The organism is Rhizobium sp. Nf11,1, from assembly GCF_050587665.1.
Taxonomy (GTDB): domain Bacteria; phylum Pseudomonadota; class Alphaproteobacteria; order Rhizobiales; family Rhizobiaceae; genus Rhizobium.
Map to the genome: position 1 here is coordinate 18,495 of NZ_JBOBHU010000029.1, position 17,601 is coordinate 36,095.

The window sequence follows — 17,601 nt, forward strand, 5'->3', positions numbered from 1 at the left end:
GGCTAGACGGCCACGTCTCCATTCAGCGAGTAGACAGCGTTCGTTCCTGTGGCGTTGCCTGTGAGCACTACGCTGACGATGACCCCTGTTCCCCGTGTTTTGAACAGGAGCTGAGCATTGCGCATGGTCGCGCCGGAGCCTGCCGACAAGGTGACTCGGCCCGAGCCGTCCTGGCCAATCAGACTGAAGAAGCTGCCCGTTATGTCGTTCCCATAAGTGATAGTGACAGCGCTGCTGGCCGTACAGCTGAGGTAACGTCCGTTATAAGTGGCGGCGTTCGCCGCATTGATCGTCAGGGACGTTCCGGCAAACACGATGGGCGTGAAATCGGTCGCAGCTGCTTCGACCTCATCAACAATATCTTCAGCCGCATCGATTTGCGCCGCGACCTGAGACGCAACCAAATCTGCCGCATCCTTCGATTCGGCGGCATCGGTTGCGGCGGATTGCGCGTCCAAGGCAGCTTGTCTGGCTTCCGCTACAGCAATGTCGGCGGGAGTCGGCGCCGCGACGGGAGGGCTGTTCGGCTGGAATAGAGGGTTATTTTGATATGTCACTTCATCCGTCTTTCCTTATACCCGTGTTTTGCGCTCAGCCCACGCCAGAACCTGCCCGGCTGTCTTACCCTTAAATATTGAGGGATTCGCCGCGATCACATCTCTCTTGAGCAAGTTGCGTACTGGTGTTGATGGATCGGCTTTCAGAACCTTCGCCGCAACGGGGCCGTCGAGGACGTGGGCAAGGTAAATCGTGGCATCGGTGGGTTGGACACCCCGCTTCGAGAGGACCGCAGCATTCTTGTCCGCATACTTTTGGACCATGCGGCGGCTGATGTCCTTGTCGTCCCTCAGAGCAAGGATTTCCCGAGGGGATTTGCCTTCCGCTTCCGGTTCGCCCTTCATCAGATTGAGCCATGTGCTCTTGATGAACTGCCCTGCCCCGCGTGCGCTGCTGTTCGGGTTCTTGGCATCCGCGCGGCCGCCACTTTCCACATTCACGATCTTGTCGATGAGTGTATCGGAGACGGGTGAACGCGAAGGCGCCGGAACACGGTTGTCATTGCTTGGGGTTTGCATAGGAGTGACGGGAGCAATGCGCTTCGGCTTATCATCAGGCGTCGTGACTGCCGTGGTGGCGCGGGTAAGCCCCATAGTCACGGGATTGGACGCAGGCCCAGCTACCGCAGGCTTGAACCCGGTGATCGCGTCCGTAACTTTAAGTGCGCGGTTCATCTGGAGGTCCGTGCCAATACCACGAATCCCGCTTGCAGCTACATCACCAGCCACTGCACCGCCAAGGCCGTTGGTTGCGAGGCCGACAAGACCGAGGAGCCGGGTACTGAAGGTACCGAGTGTGTCGCCCACAATCCCGCTTCGCGCTGCTTCCCGCATCAGCTTCTGCGCTTCCGCGGAATAGCCACGAAGGCGAGCGGGATTGCTCACCATTGTACGGAACCCCGACTTAATGGCGCTGGCAGGTTGGGGCGATAGCTCCGCGCGGGTCAAAATCTTCTGAATGTCGCGAAGCTGGGCCGATTGCGACCATAGGCGGCGGCCTTCCTTGAGTGCTTCAGAGCCTTGTTTGCCGCCTTCAATCGCCTGCGGCGGAGCGTTTTCAATGCTGTTACGGAATGCCGTCTGCACATCAAGGAGCTTACGACCTGGCTTCGTCAAACGCCCTGCATCCACGTAGCTATCAATCATTTCGCCCAGGTATTCGTCTATTTCCTGCGCCTCTGCCAGTGAAAGTTTTCGCCCTTTGAGCAATTGCAGCCTGTCTGAAATCTTGGACAGCTCGCTTTCGCCCGCGATGAGCTTGCCTGCATCTGTTTGCGGGTTCAGGCCCTTCACCGCGTCATTAATGAACTTATCTGTCACAGACGAGCGAAAAACACCGCCGCTCTTTTCGGCCTCCTCGTATGCGCTTCTTGCTGCCTGCCCGAGTTCATCGGCTGTCGGACGGGGAGCCTTCACGCCCTTGGCAACCCGTACAGCGCCGCCAACCGCTTCCCCAGCGGCAGACAACACACCACCCGTCACGCCACCAACCACACCGCCTTCAACCGCCTTGCCCACGCGGTCACTCACACCCTCCCCTGCACCAGCTCCCGCCAATGCGCCATAACCCGCGCCTGTACCAACACCTTGTGCAATACGGCCAAGTACCGTAGGAGCCGCCTTCACAGCGCTACCCACGCCTTGTGCCAGCCCACCTAACCCCTGCAACGCTATGGAGCGGATTGGCTCTGCGGCAGATTGCTCCTCATTTAACTTCCTGATTTCGTCGCGGCCCTTGGTGTAATTGTCGCTAAATGTGCCGACTTCCCTTCCCCGGACGGCATTGATGGCCATGTTCACAGGTGCCGCGATAGCCGCACCCGCTTCATCGGCAAAATTAAAGGTTGCACCTTGTGCAGCCTGCATGGCGCGACCCAGAATCTTGTCTCCGAGCGAGCGGTTGCCGTCTTCCTGTTGCGCGGGTTGACTAGGGGCCTGCAAACGGGCACGCGCCTGTTCAGGCGTTAAGAGGCCTCGCCGTACTGCCTCTAAAACCGCGCTATTGTCCACCCATGATGACTTTCATCAGTTCATCATCCGACATGTTCGCATAGGGGTTTGCGGCTTTTCCCGTACCGACTGCGGCGGGCTGTTTGCTGATGGCGCTATAGTCCATCGGCTCTTTTCCGTACTCGTTTCTCAGACTATCAATACGCGCTTGCTGTAGCATCGCATTGCGCTCGTTCTGCACCTTGATGTCCTGCAACCGTTGGCGAACCAGTGCTGTGTCGTTCTTGTTCTTTGTGATTTCATTGAACGCTCGCAGCGCGTCCCCGTCTGTCTGCACGCCCTTGGCAAGCAGCAAAATGCCGTTGCGGAGCCCTTCAAGCTTGCTGTCGAGGGTAGAAAGATTGCGGTCTTCTTCAGTGCTGCGGTTCAGCGTCTCACGGATTGATGCTCCGGCTCGGCTGCGAAGGCTCGTGTCCAACTTGCCTTCATCGATCATCTTTGTGAGGCCGTCGATGTCCGCATTGAGGCCCGCGAAGGAACCGATTGAAGACAGGGCTTCATCCTGAATTTTAAGCGCCCCTTGAGGTAGCGGCTTTTCTACCTTTGGAGCCGGATTTGCTTTCGCCTCTGCCTGAGCATCGTAATTGCGAGCTTGAGCTTCCTGCGTCGTGATCTTAGCCTCGTTCAAGCGACTTTGTTGTTCAGCAAGAGCGTTCGCTTGCCGTGTGGCATAGCGGGCGGCATAAGCCTGCGGTGCATACGCCTTGAGGACATCATCCAAGGGCTTGGGCTGGCCTGTCACCATGTTGCCTTCAGCATCACGCCCGTATGGGATCAGAACGTCCACGCCGTTGAGCCTGCTGAACGTCATGCTCTCGACAGGACTTCCCAGTTCACGGCTCAACACCTTCGCAGACTGCGGGTTCGAGGCAAGCCAGTTGCGAATGCCGGTATCGTCGCCGACCGAGGCCTGGTCGGCTGCACGGGCAAGCTGCTCACCCGTCGCAGACGCCTCTTGTTCAGCCAGCAGACGGTCTTTGACCTCCATCTGATGCTGTTCCATCTGGGAACGGAGTTCTTGAATCTGGTTCAGTCTCGCTTGTGCGGCATCACGGGCGGCAGCAGCCTTTTCGGACTTACCGCTCGCCACAGCGCTACTCAGCCCTTTCGCGATCGCCGTGAGCGGCGTCAGCTGGCCCTCTTTGAAAGAGTCGGAAATGCCTTGATACCGATTGGCCTGCGCATCGAGCGCGTTTGCCCCGTTGATGGCGTCAGATAGCGACGGAAGCTGGGGGAGAGTTGAGAGTGCCATTATGCCGCTCCGTATTTTGCAAAGCCACTCTTACTGGCAGCGTTGAAGAGACTGGGAAGAGCAAGGCTTGCGCCCCCTGTCGCGGGGGCGGCAAGCAATGAAGTGATGGTGGCCATGTTGTTGAGCCCCGCCTGCTCCTGCTTTTTCTGGGCCGCGTCGTTCGCTGCGGCAATCCCGGCGAGAGTATTGTTATAGTTTTGGCTGTTCGCCTGTTGGGCCAATCCGGTCGATAGAAGACCCGCTACCGATCCGAGTTGCGTATTTTGCTGGCCTGTGATTCCGCCCGTTGCCAGACTGTAGAGACCGGATTGACGCGAGATTTCGTCATTACGCGCGTTCTGTTCGATAGCACTCATGTCACGTCCAAGGGACGCGCGTTGATCCATCACTGTGGCAGCACGACCAACACGAGCGTTCGCCGCTGCTGTACTGTCAGCTTGACCATACCGAGCGAGTGTCTTTTCCTCTTGATTGGCTGTCACCCCTGCGGCGCGATCAATCGCCTGATTTGCGGAGGTCTCGTAGTCCTTCAAGTATTGCTGAAGGCCTGGAATCTTAGCGACGTCATAATTCTCGGTCAGATCCTTAATGTAATTGAGAGAGCTTGCCCGAAGGTTCTGTAGCTCGTCGTAATAGGCCTGATCTTCGGCAGATAGAGGGAGTTTTTTGATAACTGTAGCCCACGTCCCGTCCGGCTGCTTAACACGCTCTGATTTCGTACCTGCAATTTCATTGATAACCGGCTCAAATTGAGCCTGTGCTGGAGTTGGGGTATTTGCCGCCTTCGGCGTCAATGCATCAGCCAGAAGAGCCGGAGTGAACGACAACTTCGCTATACTACTGAACAACCCCACGCATCGAACTTTCCTTACGTTGAATATCAGCCAAGCCGGAATCCTTGGCAACAATTTTGCGCATCACGGGTACACCACGCACATGATGCGATTGCTGTCCTGATAGTCCACGGTACCGGTCCCGTTCAGCACCCCGAGATAGAACCCGGTGGTCGTATTCGGACGGGCAACCCCGCCTGAAGTCGCCGCCCAAGATGCCACCTTGTAGTTATCGAGGTTGCAATTCACCTTATAGAGCGCGTCGGCCATCGCGGTCGTAAAGCTCACGCCATAAACGCCCGTGCTGATACGCGTGCAGCTGCTCAAGCCGGAGCCTTTCAGGATCGAGCATCCGGTGGTGGTCGTGCTGATATAGCCGGTCGCGACCGGGAGCAGGCTTGTGCTGATAATCGTGCCGCTCACCTCAAGGTTCGTCGCAGACACATTCGTCGCGCTCACGGTGCTGGCGCTAACCGTCGTTCCGGAAATCACGTTGGTGGACGTGATCGAGGTAATCTGACCGGCCGTGTTCACGGTCAGGATCGGCGCGATATAGGAGCCAGACACCCCGAGGTTCGCAAAACTGGTCGCATCGAGAAGACCGAACGCAGATGACCCCGAACCGTTGGCTTTCAGCACCTGTCCCGATGTTGCAGCCCCAGAACTGACAGAACTCGGTGAAATGAACCCCCAGAAGGTCGAAGAGCCGTTGTTGCTCAAAAACTTCCCTGATTGACCAACTACAGAGGGTGCGACACGCGCTTCGAGGCTGTTCAGCCCTTCAAATGCTTTGTTGACGTCGCCGTCCACTTTTGCGGAGCTGATCGCTACGCCATTCGCGCGGTCGATCTGGTACTTGGTCGTGTTCACCGAGTGGTTCGTCGGGGTGTAGCCCCCAGCCGGGCGCTCCCATACCGCCGCGTTGGCTGTTCCGATTGAAAATGCTGTCACAAGCGCAGCGGTGATGAAGTACATACGCATTTACTTATCTTCCTATTGGTCGTAGCCCGAGCAGGTTCACCGGCCCCTCTGTCGTCGAGAACGACAGGCGGTAGCAGAAGGCTTTGTCTGCAAGGAATTTGTCTGAGACGACCGGGTTGACGGTCCCTGAATCCCACTCGCCCTCATCCCAAAGAGCTTCGTCCCATTGAGAGCCGCCACCGACGACCGGCACCTGGCTTGTGACGACGTTCTGCTCCCGGAAGTCGATCATCCGGTCGAGCATGATAGTGATATTCGGAGCAGTGTCTTCGAGCAGAATCTCGACCGCTCGGTTGCCCCATCGGGCGCTTCGCGACAGCCACGGGAGCCACCACAGCGCGTCAATCGGCTGCTCATCGTCAGCGTACGCCTCACCGACGAGCGCATCCGTCCCATTCGCATAAAGGTAGGCTTGTTCGCCCCGCTGGATAATCAGCCGGTCATCGCCGAGCGGGATGAAGCTGTTCGCATCCGCAAAATAGCCAGAAAACTGTGTCCAACCCTTTGCCTTGTCGTTCAGGACATAGACCATGAGGCCGGTGTCATCGAGCTTGTACCCAAAGATTCCGTCCCGCTGGTAGAAGAAGCTGCGGGCCTTACGGTAGGATTCATCGTCAGCAAGAAGGGCGCGGATCTTGTCGCTGAATTCGCCGTCCACCGTGCTGCCGATATCGCTGGTGACTTCGATACCATCGGTCTGCGCCTGCACCGAGAGTGTGCGGAGGCCGAATGGCGTCACGATCGCCTCATCGTTCGGCATCGGCTGGCGGAGCTTCTGGTGGACCAATCCCACCGCCAGCGTCTTGACCGGGATGAACCCGCCGATTTCACCCGGATCGTAGCCCTGCCAGATGTACGTCCGCAGCCGGCCATAAAAGACCATCGCCCCGTTGTAGTTGCCGATCGCCAGCAGCTCATCGAACAGGTTCGCCTTGTTCTGGATGTTGATGTACGCGACTTCCTGCGTGCTCGTATCCGTCCCCTGGTCGAACCATGAATTCTCATTGTTGGGGATTGGCGTGTAAGAGATCTTCATCGGGTCAGGCCCGCGATAAACCTTCGGCCGGGACACACCCTCGCTCAATGCCCACAGGCGGTCATTCGCCGTGGTGATGAAGGAGAACGGCGGTGGCTCATCGAAGTATTCGATCATCTCGATAACTTCCGAGGAGGACGGAAACGGCGTGCCTGTTACCGAAACGGTCAGGGTATCCGCGACGAGAGATGAGCTGGAGACGGTCGCTTCTATCGGGTCCGAGGACGCAAATTTGACCCTGACCTTGCGGTCATCCGGGTAATCCATCCGGCCGCCTGCCGGTTTGAGGCTAAAACTGCTAGAGGAGATCCACGTGTAGTTTCCAGCCAATCGGTCTTCCACGTACTCGCCGAGGTCTGTGAAGTCGGTACCGTCATAGGCGAAATTGGCGTCGAGGCCGTTGTAGAAGATCAGCTTGCCGTTGAATGTGGTGGTACCAACGAGGCCGAGATCCGAGAGCCCGGTCTTTACCTCTTCATAGGCGTCCAGCGCCTCATCATACCGGTAAAGCGCGTTGTCGCTGCCCAGCGATATGGTCTCGATCGTGCCGTCAGAGCGGCGGTATTCCCAGCCGTCGATCAACTCGACAACGGATACCGGGCCTTTCTTACCCATGCCGTAGCGGAGAGCGCCAGAGCCTGCTTTCTTCTTGTTTGGGATAATGTTGACCAGCTTCCGGGCGTATTGGGAGGCGTTCAGGACGGTCGGGCTCAGCGAGGAATTCGACAGCGCACGCGGGAACAGCGTGAACAGGCTTCCATCGAACAGGCCGGGCCGGGTTGCTACCATTACAAGGCCGCCTTTACACGGCGCTTTTCGGCAGGAAGCTTGTTCCAAAGGAACATGAGGTAGCCGCTGATAAGCTCATCGAACTCCGCGTCGGTGAACTGGATCTCAAGTCCCGTCACCTTGTCCCGCTCATCGAAGGCCATCATCTTCTGGGCTACCCACTGGATGCACTCGTGGTAGGGGACGGGAATCTGGATGTCGATTTCCTGCGTGTCGGCGGTCAGCAGCGGCGGCATCAGCACGCACCCGACATTGAGCGTCGTGGAGTTGCGCGGATACGTCACCAGCCCGTTCATGATCTCTTCGTAATAGGCCGGGTTGCCGACTGCGGTGAGGCCGAAGTCCGTCTCCTGAATCTCATCAAGTGACTTGGCAGTGAGCCTTGCGTTGTTGTTGCCGGTGTCCGCGACAGAGAGGATTTTGAGGAGGCTATATGGCCAGATCGCCACGCCATCCGTGACGGTGACGTCGATGAACTTGCGGAAGAAGCCGGGATAGAGCTGAATCGCCCGGCTTATAATGCGGATGTAGCCGTTGTTGACGTAGCGGAGGATCTTCGCATCATCGTCCGGCGCACCGGTATTGCCGGTCAGCGACTGGCTTTTGATGTTGGTGATGATGGTGGCGACGTCCACATCAGAGGCTTTCCTTGAAATTTGTGGGGGCTTATCCCGCCCCCGAGGGATTAGCTGTTGTAGCCGATTGCTTCAGCGATGATCGTGTCACCGTTGGCAAAGGAGCCGTCAGCCACGGTCACAACGTTAGTTGCGGACGTTACTGCACCAGAAGGCAGGCGGTGCACACCGGCACTGGTCACGATGACCACTCGCTTCACGAGCTTGATCGCCTTGATGTTGTTAAACGTCACGGTCTTCGTCGCGCCACCGGATGTCACCGCCACAACGGCGATATCAATCGGCACCGGACGGACAGTTCCGTCAGTGAGTTGCAGGTTAGCTTGCATTTTCTGAGCTTTCATTGTGGGAGGCCGAAGCATCCCCGTTCGTCTTACAGGCCGCTGGCAGCGCTGGTGAACCAGTGGTGGACGGCGAAGTCCTCGCCACCCGACACAGTGTTGTCCACGAGCTTACGGTAGCCTTCGACCTTGGTGTAAGCCCAGGCAGCATCGCCACCGTGGTCGTCATCAACGGTAGTGACCATCATGGAGCCGTTCTGGCTCATGCTGTACTTCGTGTTGCCCTTCGGCTTCTTGACCTTTCCGCGAGCATAGACGAGAGCGCCTGCGCCGAGGATGAGGTTGTGGGCGACGTTGATACCGCCAGCACCGGCACCGGCGACGAGGAGAAGGTCATTCTGCCCGTCGATCGGGTTGAACTCATAGATACGCAGACCTTCGTACATCCCGATGTACTCGTAGCCGTCAATCACGTTCCAGAGGTCGTTCTGACCGAAGTTCACGTTGTTCTTGTAGTCGGCGCTTTCCTTCAGGTCGATCAGCGCATTCGGGTGGAAGAACCCGATGTAAGACTTGCGCGTCTTACCATCGCTGGTGACGACTTCGGCCGGTTGCATGAACCCGACACCGCTGCTCTTCGTCTTCACCTTCGTCATCACGCGCCGGATCATGTCCAAACTGACCTTGTCATCCGTGGCATCCACGTTCGCGAGAGCGGTAGCGTGGGTGGCATTATAGTTCGATGCCAGAGACCCATACGTATAGCGGTTGGCGGTGCGGCCCACAGAAGTGTCGGTGAGTGCCTTCACGATCGCGATGGCGCTGGCTCGTGACGCCAGTTCACCCAGTGCTTCGGAGATATCGCCCTCGATATCAACCTTCGTGCGCTGTTCCGTCATTGTGACGTTCGGCTCGATCATTTCCTCGCGGATACGATCAACCTTGATCTCATCGCTGGCATAGGTGTTGGTCGTACCAGTGCCTTGTACGCGGGCATCACCGGTTATCGGGTTGCTCGCCTTCAGAGCCAAGAACGGATAGGACTTGGTATCGCCAGCGCCAACGTCAAAGTCTTCCACGATGATCGGAGAGCGCATGTTTGTACCCGCCTTGCCGTCACGCATGAAGGCAAAGAGGATGTGTTTTTCGAGACTAGCTCGAAGTGCCGTATCGCCCCACGTTTTCCGGGCGAGAGAGCTGGTTGTAGGAATGGCAGCAGTGGCCATAACTAATTACTTTCGTTAGTTCCTCAATGCGCGGAGGCGCTGTTCGCGCTCCTTCAGCGGATCGAGGATTGGTTGTTCTTCCCGCACTTCTCGTGATGCGGGTTCTTGCTCTTGAGTATTGACGTTGGCGGCCGGCCGGTTGCGAAGGGTCTCGTTTTCAGATTCCAGCTCGCGGATACGAGCCAGCATCTTGCGCGGGCTGCTGCCGATGGCTTCGACCGCACGGAACTCGTCCAGGGCGGCTTTCCCCTCGTCCATCGCGAAATACAGCACGTCGTCGGGCTGCGTGTTCATGTACCGATTACGCAGATCCTCATCATTCGCTACAGCGTAGTCGAATGCCTTCAGGATCTCCTCGCGAGCCTTCTGGTCACCATAAGCACGTTCAAGCGCCTTCTGGATAACCGGGTTCGCATAATCTTCCTTGAATCGCTCATGCAGCACGTTGACGTGTGCGATGTCTCCGGGCTCGGGCAACTCCTTCTTGTCCAGAACGGCATCTAGATAAGCCGGATCAATCTCCAGCTCCTCAGCGATCTCCTTCCGGTCAAGCAGCCCCTCGTCTTCCATCTTTCGCGCCAGCTTCCGGAGAGCTTCTGCCTCTCCTTTCGTGGCGGAGAAACGGTCGCGGTATTTTTTGACCTCTGCCTTCAGATTGTCCTCAGCAGAAAGCGGCTTGGGTTCGGCTTCCGCCTCACCTTCACCAGCGCCTGCGGGCTCACCTTGTTCACCGTTGTCGCCTTCCTCACCATCGGCAGCAGTCTGGCTTTCGCCCTCCTGCCCTTCCTGCTCATAGCCGGTACTGGTCCAGCCCTCATTGGCCTCACCCGTTTCGGCAACTGCATTCTGTTGCTCTTGGTTCTGTTGTGCGTCGTCAGTCGTCGTCATTACTCTAATCCCCGTCATTGGACATTTCCGGGTACGCCCCCGGTCGGCACTACGGGGACAGGATTACCCCCGGAATTCTGTGGTTGACCCTGAAGCTTTGCGAGGGTGGCCTTGAGCTTTTCGTTCTCAGCCAGCGCGGCTTGGGCTTGTTGAAGCTTCTGTTGGAAATTCTGAGCCGCCTCTTGGTAGAGGTCGTTCTCTTCGGGGATGCCGAGGGTCTTGAGCATACCGGGAGTGAAGTTGGCCGGATTGGCTCCTGCCACGATCAAATCAGCCAGGCGCTGCTTGGCGTCCTGATCGAGCGTCGCAGTGTCGGGCGCTTCTTCGAGGTTTACGCTGAATTGGAATGTCGTGATGTCCGGCTTACGGATGATATTGCCATCGGGATCTTCCTCCGGCTTGTCATCTGGCCCAAGGACCGGCTCATTGATCTGCTGAACCTCGACTTGCCCATCTTTACCGACGATGCTGAACATCATGCGGTCGGTGAACTTCATCTGCGCCATGAGAGCCATCTTGCGGCCAGCATCCCGCTTGGCCTGACGAAGAAGGTCTAGGGTCATCGCCTGCGTCGTTTGGGAGCCTGATTTCCGCAGTTGAATGGCACGGCCGGAAGTGGCGTTCGTTTCAGCCCCTGTAGCTTCGTCAAAGATTCCCATGTTGCGCTCGATCGAGCGGATATGGCCTTCGAGGGACGCGGCGTGCACCTGAATCTCATCGAGGTTCTTCTCGATCCTTAGCTCTTTGCCCGGACGCTTCAGGATGATCCCGTCAGGACGGGCCGCTTCCTCAGCTAGGTTTTCAATGTCATCGATGGCATCGCTATCTGCGACGATCTGACGGGCATCGAGGTGCCAGTTGATCTTTGCCTGCTTCTTGTTGAAGAGCTTCTGGTCATCTTTTGCCGACCGAACGAGCCCATACGGCTTCCCGGTGTTGTCTTCGCGGTTGATGCAAAGTGCCGTGATCGGCAGGAGGCCTTGGTAATAGTCCAGCTGATACGGGTATTCACCCTCATCGAAGAGGATGTTTCCAGAGAAGATGCATTGCCGGACCTGATAGCCCATGTTCTCGGCAATATCCTTCTTGGACTTGGCGTTCTTCTCCGCCTCAGCCTTGTAGAAGGTGTTCACCGACTGCCCCTTCTTAGAGAGGTAACTGTAGAACTTCTTCGGGATGCGATAGTAGAAGTAGACGACCAGCAGGAGATCGTTGTCGTTATCGAAATATCCCGTGTTTCCAAGCGTAAGGCGACGGCTGAAGACATTGCTCGGCGGCAGCAGTGCATCGCTGGAAAACCCGCCGCAGGCGCTGTCGATGGATTCGGCTTTCTCCGGCCACTTAAGCCGCAGCTCTTCCCGGCTCATCCACTTCCACAGCCCCATGCCGCGACTGTTGGTGAAATTGATGGTCCGGTCCATGTAGTCGAAGAAACCGTCGAGGCCGGAATAGATTTCCTCCCGGATGGTGTCCTGAATCGGCAGGAGATGGTGATAGGCCAAGCCACTGATACGGGTCTTGAGCAGGAGCTGCGACCATTTAAAGCTGCTGCTGTTGGCCTCTTGCAGCCACATGACGAGCTTTGTCATGGCATCGGCTGCTTGGACAGCGTTCTCGTCGGACGTACGAGGCGTAAACTTGAGACGTGTACGGGTGACGATCTCGGAGCCGGTCACGTTGTTGATGCGGGAGGCAATCTGGTTCGACACGTACGGAATGAGCCCGCGCTCTTCCAATTCCGCACGCTCTTCGTCTGTCCACTGGTTGGAATCGTAGAAATCGTGCGCTTCGGCCGCTTCGTCAAAGTAGCTGCCAAAAATACGCGAGGCGATCATGCTCTCCGCCAGCTCTCTGGCGTATTGAAAGCGCGTCGCCTCGTTTGTGGCCGATTTCCAGTCCAGGTCGTTTACAGGTGCTTAGCGATGACCATGTTGTGCGGATACACCTTGTCGGAGATCTGCTCGACGGTGTGATTGTCCTTCGCCTTCTTCATCGGCACGAGCGTCAAACCGCCTTCGTCATTGAGCGCCTTGCGGTAATCCTCATCGGTCTCCGCGATCTTAAGCTCCTCAGCGGTGACGGGACGTGCCCAGCCGGGCTTCTCGTCTTCGTCTTCCTTCACCGGAGCGGCCTCACCGTTAAGGGCCTTCTGGACCTCAACGCGTTTCGTTTGCTTGGTCATGTGTGATTTACTTTCGTTGTGTATGAATCTAACCGCAACTTTTGATTGTCGGCAATAGGATTATGTAGTCCAGCTGCTTCCGTTCCGGCGAGCACGGGGAGCGATCGCAGCATTGATGACGGAATCGAGCATCTGCCCGAACTTGCTGAGGACATCGACCTGATCGTCATTCGTGCCGTTGGGGAAGACCAGGCATTCACTGATAAGTGGCTCGATCCACGCCTTCCCGCGAGGCAGATAGATTCCACGAGCAGACATTCGCGCCTGTATCGACCGGGCTCGGGTCACTTTGTCCGCAGAGCTGGCAAGCTGCTCACGGAACACGTAGACGTTCCGCTCCTGCATGCGCTTCTTGATGTACGGGTCGAGGCTTTTGATGATCTGGCCCTTTTCCTCGCCCCACATGTTCGGCTTCCACCGAGCCGCCAGATTGAGGAATGCTTCCACCCAGACGTCAGACGTTACCCGTTCCCGCCACAGGTCCACGACATAGATGTCCCCTGCCCGGTCAATGCCGAACACGGCATGCACGGTCCAGTCACCGTGGCCGTCTGAGACGGCATAGTCGCTCGTCCCGTAGTATTCGAGACCGGCGGGAATCTCGTCGTAGAACTTGAACCATTCCCGCTTGAAATATTCCCCTTCGATAGGAGCCGGCCGCTGCTGGTATTGGCCTGCGAACATGTACGGGTTCGCAGCCTGCATAGCCTTCAGCTCATCGACATCATGCTTGTGCGGCCATAGCGCCGTCCCATCGTCCCTCAGCGCAGCGAGCGTGATGTGGCGAACGCGCAGGCCGGTCTTTCCGGCCAACACATGGCCGGTCATATCCGCCTCGTGGAGGCGCTGCATAATCAGGATGATTGGCGTTTCGCGGCTGTTGCGGCGAGAAATGATCGTATTGCCGAGGCGGTCATTGACCTTCTCGCGCTCCACCTCGCTATCCGCGTCGTCAGGCTTGAGCGGGTCGTCAATCACGATCGCCCCCGCGAAGTCTTTTCCATAGCTGCCGAGGGTCGTGGACCCTGCCCCGAATCCGGTGATAGCCCCACCGGCCGCAGTCGCGAGCAGTCCACCGCCTACGTCAGTCTTCCAGAGCCCCTTAGCATCAGCATCGGGCTTAAAGCCGATGTCCCATATCTCCCGGTAATCTGGGTGCTTCATCAGCTCACGGGCTTGGGAGCTGTTATCGAGGGCGAGCTTGTCCGAGTAGCTGAGGTGGATGAACTTCGCGAGAGGATTGCGGGCAAAGCACCACGGGAGGAAGTTAACGATGCCCAGCTCGGTTTTCCCGTAGCGCGGAGGCATGTTGAAGATGAGGATTTCTGTCGGACCAGGCGCGCCGACATTGCTGACGCTCTTCCCCTCCACCAGATCCTGCAACTCATTGCAAATCGTGTAGTGGTGGTCGTTCAGGATGAATGGGAAGCCGAAGCGTGCCTTGAAGCTGTAGCGCGTAAAATCAAGAAGGCTCTCTTCGAGAACCAGCTTGCGGGCAAGGCGATCGACGCCATTCACCCATTAGAGGCTTTCCTTGAACATCCGCATAGCGGTGGCGAGCGTTTCGGGATCGAGCCCACCGGCCGGGAGCTTGTCACCCTTGGTGGTGAGATCAACCTCTGACTTGTCGCCATACTTTCGCGGGTGCATCCGTGCCGCCGCCTTCAAGCGCGTCTCGATTTGCAGTTTCCGCTTATTGATAAGCTCGTTTGTCAGACCGATCGGCTGTAATTGCGCTTCATTCCGTTCTTGCACGGACAGCTGCAACACCTCAATGCGCTCATAAAGCCTTCCATCGAGGCCGATAAACATGATCCCGTCAGGCATATTGTCAGCAAGATCAACGCACTCTTCCAGATACTTCTGTGTGCGATGCTGGACGGCTTCTGTGTACTTCTCCGAAAACTCAGTGTGTTTTGCCAGCCAAGAATAGATCGTGCTCTCTGTCGGCATGATATCCAGCTCGGCGATGCGGCGGATGGAATTGCCCTGAACGACAAGCTCGCAGATGTCCTCCGCGACCTCTATGGAGTAATCCGATGGCCTACCAGTGCGACGGATTACAGGGGTATTATCACTCATAGTTGTAACCTGACGCAGGCTTCTAAGCTTGGCAAGAAAAAGCTAGGGCTCTGCCCTCACGCGCTCCAAGCCCCTTCCGCCCAGCTTCCTACGTGCAGCCGGTTCCCCGCGAAGGAGCTTTCCGCTTGCCACCCGCATCTCGCCGCTGATGGCAGGAGGGCAGGCCCTCTCTTGCCTATTTCCTCCTACAAATGGCTTGAAGGTTGTCTTGGTTGCCAACCCGTGCCACCCGCTTCATGCACTGCGCTAGCGTCGGGTACCTATCCACCGTTAAATAGGTTTTCTTCTGGTACGGGGTACAGGACACCACCACGATCCAATCTCCATTCATCCTATCGCCTCGGTAGTCTGCGGAAGAATGATTGCGTGTTGGCGGATTCCATGCGTAGACGGGTATCGTTGAACTTATCGGTGCCGTGGGATTCGAGCAGGCGCTGGCCATAAAGCTGTAGATGAGAACGAGTTCGAACATCACGCCACCTTCCCTTCTATGGGGGTTGCGGGGAGAGGCATCCAGTGGGTGGGCCACCGGAAGTGGTCATCGAAATTGCCATCATCCCAGCCATCCGACCCGTTCCAGCGTCCTATTTGTATGCTGCCGTCAGGATGCCCCAACAACACCTCTGTCCCATCCTTCGGAGCCGTGCTGATGTCCCGCCACGGGCTCACCTCTGCGGGCTGGGCGCGGGTGGCGAGGGCTTTACGTGCTTTCTCTCGCGCTTCCACCAGCCGCACTGTGATGCGGTCTTTCGTCGGAGTGGTTTCAAGAGCGTCGAGGTGTTCGGCCTCTAGCAGTTCTTCTAAAGCCTCCCGCAGCGCCTCGGAATTGGTAGCGGCGGGGGCTTGGCGGTGACAGGCTTCAAGCTGAAGGATGTAGGAATGCAAAGTATCCAGCCAATACATATCGTCTTTATGTTCTACAAAAACTTCTCCAAACTCAGCTATTGAACGCATGTAGCGGTCTACATTAGCAGGACGCGCCACGGCCTCATCACTTTCGCTGGGGACGGGGTGTGAAGACATCAAAAGTCGAACAAAGGATTTCGTCCCTTCATACCCTTGAACCAGAAGAATATTCGGTGTTCGCCGTAATTGGTTGAGGGTATTCCCTGATTTGTTGGGTTTAGGCTGGCTTCCCTTACTTTCAATAAAAAGATCGTAGTCTGGCAGATAAAAGTCCAAGTCAAGCACGTGGGTTTTGAAATGTATTCCTGCTGAGGTGAGAGCATCCCTAATCAATTTTTCTTCGGGCGTTGGCTTTAGGTCGCGGTGGTCCATCCGTTCCGGCGCAGTTTTCTTGTCTACCATCCCACAACCTCCTGATGCGGGATGAACTCTGACGCCGCAAATGCAGCAGTCACGGCGATGGCAACGATGACCAGGCCGACCACGGTGAGAACGAGACTACGCATCGCGCTTCTCCTTCCGGACATAGACGACCTTCTTCTCCAGCCCTTCGGCTTCGAGGACACGGGCGCTGGGATTGCGTCCGCCATTGAGGATCATCGAGATTTCGCCCTCCGGCACACCGTAATGATCGGCCGTGGCGCGGATGCCGCCATGCCGTTTGTTGCCGGTCTTTGTCGTCTTGTGGTTTTGCTCGACCTTCCCAAAGAGGTGTTCCACGAACGCCTCTTTGGTGACGATCTCCACGGTATCGAATTTCACATATTGGTCTTTCGTTGATTATCGTTTCAGGCGCCGGTCAAGTGCGCGCAGGCGGTGAAGCTTGTACAAGGTATACGGCGCAGTGATCAGAATCAAAGCCCAGTTCCATGGCCACCAGATGCAAAGTTCCCAGTCATTGATAACGGCGTTTCGCAGGCGGATGGTTATCCCACGACGCTGCAGTAGAGATCCCCAGCGGGCGAATTTGTACTCCATCACCGGCCTCCCCGCACACGCTTGCGGCGGCAGTTCTTCGGATCATCAAGCCAGAATTCCTTCACCCGTGCGCCGCACTTGGTCTTGATCCAGCGCTCTTGCAGGGGACGGCCCTGACTGCGCAGACGCTTGGTCACTTCACGGATACGCCGGTCAGCAGAAACGGCGCCGCAGATAGCGAAAGCGCTCAGGGATGTAATGCGCTGCCCGCGTTCCATCGCAGCCAGGATCTTGCCGCAGTGGGATTCCGCCGCGAAAGGCCTCAGGATCTGCTCCGCGCTCCCTTCCACGAGGCGCTTTATGAGCAGACCCATCCGGGTTTCTTCGGGCTGGGGAGCGATCCAGTTCAGGAGGGATCTGAGCTTCATCGGGCGTCCTCCCCGCACTGAGGATAGCCGTTTGGATCACGCATAAGCACGTATCCACCAGCAGGCGTCCCTAAGTAATTGCACCCGGTGTCCCGATCTACGATCAGCTTGGTTTGGAACCGACGTTCTTGAAGGACAGCAGTCCCAAACGATATTGCGGCCAGCAGTGCTGCGATAACTACCGCGCTCAGGAAGTTGCTCATTACGCCACCTCCCCGTTGAGACCTTCGCCCTCAAGGACGTCGATCTTGATGCAGGCGATGCGGGTTGAGAGAGCGGAAACGTCCGCCTGTTCTCGGGTTGGGTGATATTTCACGATATCGAAGCTCTCGTCATTCTCAGGATAGACGTTTAACCAGCCCTTGATGCGCTTCGGCTCGACCCATTCGTCTACAAGGTCCAGTCCGTGACCACCTAATGATGAGAACGCTCCAGACAGGTCCCACCCCTGAACGCCATTCCCGTAAACAACGCCGATAGCTCTGATGTGAGACCCTTCCGAGAAGGGATTTGTTCCTGACACAAAGGCCTTCCGCCCATCACGCGTCCGGTAGTACTTCCCTGCTTCTAACGTCAGGGCTTTTGCTTCATTCATAT

The 17,601-nt window shown here is 57.1% G+C and carries 19 protein-coding genes; all 19 read right to left on the reverse strand.

Annotated elements, in window-relative coordinates; genetic code table 11:
* Nucleotides 1–2: 2 nt before the first annotated feature.
* Nucleotides 3–557 carry a hypothetical protein gene (locus ACQ7C1_RS28560; RefSeq protein ID WP_430960703.1) on the reverse strand — a complete coding sequence of 185 codons (555 nt, stop codon included), beginning with the start codon at nt 555–557 and terminating at the stop codon, nt 3–5.
* Nucleotides 558–572: 15 nt separating this feature from the next.
* Nucleotides 573–2,567, reverse strand: coding sequence for a hypothetical protein (locus ACQ7C1_RS28565; protein WP_430960704.1), 1,995 nt, complete (start codon nt 2,565–2,567; stop codon nt 573–575).
* Nucleotides 2,557–3,819: a hypothetical protein gene (locus tag ACQ7C1_RS28570; RefSeq protein WP_430960705.1), complete on the reverse strand. Its 1,263-nt coding sequence runs from the start codon at nt 3,817–3,819 to the stop codon at nt 2,557–2,559. Before ACQ7C1_RS28570 ends, ACQ7C1_RS28565 begins: the two co-directional genes overlap by 11 nt.
* Nucleotides 3,819–4,673 carry a hypothetical protein gene (locus tag ACQ7C1_RS28575; protein ID WP_430960706.1) on the reverse strand — a complete coding sequence of 285 codons (855 nt, stop codon included), beginning with the start codon at nt 4,671–4,673 and terminating at the stop codon, nt 3,819–3,821. Before ACQ7C1_RS28575 ends, ACQ7C1_RS28570 begins: the two co-directional genes overlap by 1 nt.
* Before the next feature lie 63 nt (nt 4,674–4,736).
* Entirely contained in the window at nt 4,737–5,633 is an 897-nt protein-coding gene (locus ACQ7C1_RS28580) for a hypothetical protein (RefSeq protein ID WP_430960707.1), read from the reverse strand.
* Nucleotides 5,634–5,637: 4 nt separating this feature from the next.
* Nucleotides 5,638–7,458, reverse strand: coding sequence for a hypothetical protein (locus ACQ7C1_RS28585; RefSeq protein WP_430960708.1), 1,821 nt, complete (start codon nt 7,456–7,458; stop codon nt 5,638–5,640).
* Nucleotides 7,458–8,093 carry a hypothetical protein gene (locus tag ACQ7C1_RS28590; RefSeq protein WP_430960709.1) on the reverse strand — a complete coding sequence of 212 codons (636 nt, stop codon included), beginning with the start codon at nt 8,091–8,093 and terminating at the stop codon, nt 7,458–7,460. The genes ACQ7C1_RS28585 and ACQ7C1_RS28590 overlap by 1 nt, the downstream gene beginning before the upstream one ends.
* A gap of 50 nt (nt 8,094–8,143) precedes the next feature.
* Nucleotides 8,144–8,437 carry a hypothetical protein gene (locus tag ACQ7C1_RS28595; protein WP_430960710.1) on the reverse strand — a complete coding sequence of 98 codons (294 nt, stop codon included), beginning with the start codon at nt 8,435–8,437 and terminating at the stop codon, nt 8,144–8,146.
* 29 nt (nt 8,438–8,466) lie between these two features.
* Nucleotides 8,467–9,600, reverse strand: coding sequence for a DUF4043 family protein (locus ACQ7C1_RS28600; RefSeq protein ID WP_430960711.1), 1,134 nt, complete (start codon nt 9,598–9,600; stop codon nt 8,467–8,469).
* Nucleotides 9,601–9,615: 15 nt separating this feature from the next.
* Nucleotides 9,616–10,488, reverse strand: a complete 873-nt coding sequence (locus tag ACQ7C1_RS28605; protein ID WP_430960712.1) for a hypothetical protein — start codon at nt 10,486–10,488, stop codon at nt 9,616–9,618.
* A 14-nt stretch (nt 10,489–10,502) separates the two neighbouring features.
* Nucleotides 10,503–12,323: a hypothetical protein gene (locus ACQ7C1_RS28610; protein WP_430960713.1), complete on the reverse strand. Its 1,821-nt coding sequence runs from the start codon at nt 12,321–12,323 to the stop codon at nt 10,503–10,505.
* A gap of 71 nt (nt 12,324–12,394) precedes the next feature.
* Complete coding sequence (locus ACQ7C1_RS28615; protein ID WP_430960714.1) at nt 12,395–12,670, reverse strand: hypothetical protein; 276 nt, start codon at nt 12,668–12,670, stop codon at nt 12,395–12,397.
* A gap of 60 nt (nt 12,671–12,730) precedes the next feature.
* Nucleotides 12,731–14,188 carry a phage terminase large subunit gene (gene terL, locus ACQ7C1_RS28620; RefSeq protein ID WP_430960715.1) on the reverse strand — a complete coding sequence of 486 codons (1,458 nt, stop codon included), beginning with the start codon at nt 14,186–14,188 and terminating at the stop codon, nt 12,731–12,733.
* A gap of 3 nt (nt 14,189–14,191) precedes the next feature.
* The gene (locus tag ACQ7C1_RS28625; RefSeq protein WP_430960716.1) at nt 14,192–14,752 is read right to left on the reverse strand and encodes a hypothetical protein; all 561 of its coding nucleotides are present in this window, start codon (nt 14,750–14,752) and stop codon (nt 14,192–14,194) included.
* Between the two features lie 471 nt (nt 14,753–15,223).
* Nucleotides 15,224–16,060, reverse strand: a complete 837-nt coding sequence (locus ACQ7C1_RS28630) for a hypothetical protein (protein WP_430960717.1) — start codon at nt 16,058–16,060, stop codon at nt 15,224–15,226.
* Between the two features lie 96 nt (nt 16,061–16,156).
* Complete coding sequence (locus ACQ7C1_RS28635; protein WP_430960718.1) at nt 16,157–16,420, reverse strand: hypothetical protein; 264 nt, start codon at nt 16,418–16,420, stop codon at nt 16,157–16,159.
* An 18-nt stretch (nt 16,421–16,438) separates the two neighbouring features.
* Complete coding sequence (locus tag ACQ7C1_RS28640; RefSeq protein WP_430960719.1) at nt 16,439–16,636, reverse strand: hypothetical protein; 198 nt, start codon at nt 16,634–16,636, stop codon at nt 16,439–16,441.
* Nucleotides 16,636–17,004 (reverse strand): helix-turn-helix domain-containing protein, encoded by a 369-nt coding sequence (locus tag ACQ7C1_RS28645; RefSeq protein ID WP_430960720.1) that lies wholly within the window; start codon nt 17,002–17,004, stop codon nt 16,636–16,638. The genes ACQ7C1_RS28640 and ACQ7C1_RS28645 overlap by 1 nt, the downstream gene beginning before the upstream one ends.
* A gap of 202 nt (nt 17,005–17,206) precedes the next feature.
* Nucleotides 17,207–17,599, reverse strand: a complete 393-nt coding sequence (locus tag ACQ7C1_RS28650; protein ID WP_430960721.1) for a hypothetical protein — start codon at nt 17,597–17,599, stop codon at nt 17,207–17,209.
* Nucleotides 17,600–17,601 lie beyond the last annotated feature (2 nt).

Bases quoted from the DNA above. Each gene is read 5' to 3' on its own strand.
- ACQ7C1_RS28595 (WP_430960710.1), bottom strand. From the start codon at position 8,437: ATGAAAGCTCAGAAAATGCAAGCTAACCTGCAACTCACTGACGGAACT.
- ACQ7C1_RS28645 (WP_430960720.1), bottom strand. From the start codon at position 17,004: ATGAAGCTCAGATCCCTCCTGAACTGGATCGCTCCCCAGCCCGAAGAA.
- ACQ7C1_RS28650 (WP_430960721.1), bottom strand. From the start codon at position 17,599: ATGAATGAAGCAAAAGCCCTGACGTTAGAAGCAGGGAAGTACTACCGG.
- ACQ7C1_RS28640 (WP_430960719.1), bottom strand. From the start codon at position 16,636: ATGGAGTACAAATTCGCCCGCTGGGGATCTCTACTGCAGCGTCGTGGG.
- ACQ7C1_RS28605 (WP_430960712.1), bottom strand. From the start codon at position 10,488: ATGACGACGACTGACGACGCACAACAGAACCAAGAGCAACAGAATGCA.
- ACQ7C1_RS28570 (WP_430960705.1), bottom strand. From the start codon at position 3,819: ATGGCACTCTCAACTCTCCCCCAGCTTCCGTCGCTATCTGACGCCATC.
- ACQ7C1_RS28610 (WP_430960713.1), bottom strand. From the start codon at position 12,323: ATGATCGCCTCGCGTATTTTTGGCAGCTACTTTGACGAAGCGGCCGAA.
- ACQ7C1_RS28600 (WP_430960711.1), bottom strand. From the start codon at position 9,600: ATGGCCACTGCTGCCATTCCTACAACCAGCTCTCTCGCCCGGAAAACG.
- ACQ7C1_RS28580 (WP_430960707.1), bottom strand. From the start codon at position 5,633: ATGCGTATGTACTTCATCACCGCTGCGCTTGTGACAGCATTTTCAATC.
- ACQ7C1_RS28625 (WP_430960716.1), bottom strand. From the start codon at position 14,752: ATGAGTGATAATACCCCTGTAATCCGTCGCACTGGTAGGCCATCGGAT.
- ACQ7C1_RS28630 (WP_430960717.1), bottom strand. From the start codon at position 16,060: ATGGTAGACAAGAAAACTGCGCCGGAACGGATGGACCACCGCGACCTA.
- ACQ7C1_RS28615 (WP_430960714.1), bottom strand. From the start codon at position 12,670: ATGACCAAGCAAACGAAACGCGTTGAGGTCCAGAAGGCCCTTAACGGT.
- ACQ7C1_RS28585 (WP_430960708.1), bottom strand. From the start codon at position 7,458: ATGGTAGCAACCCGGCCCGGCCTGTTCGATGGAAGCCTGTTCACGCTG.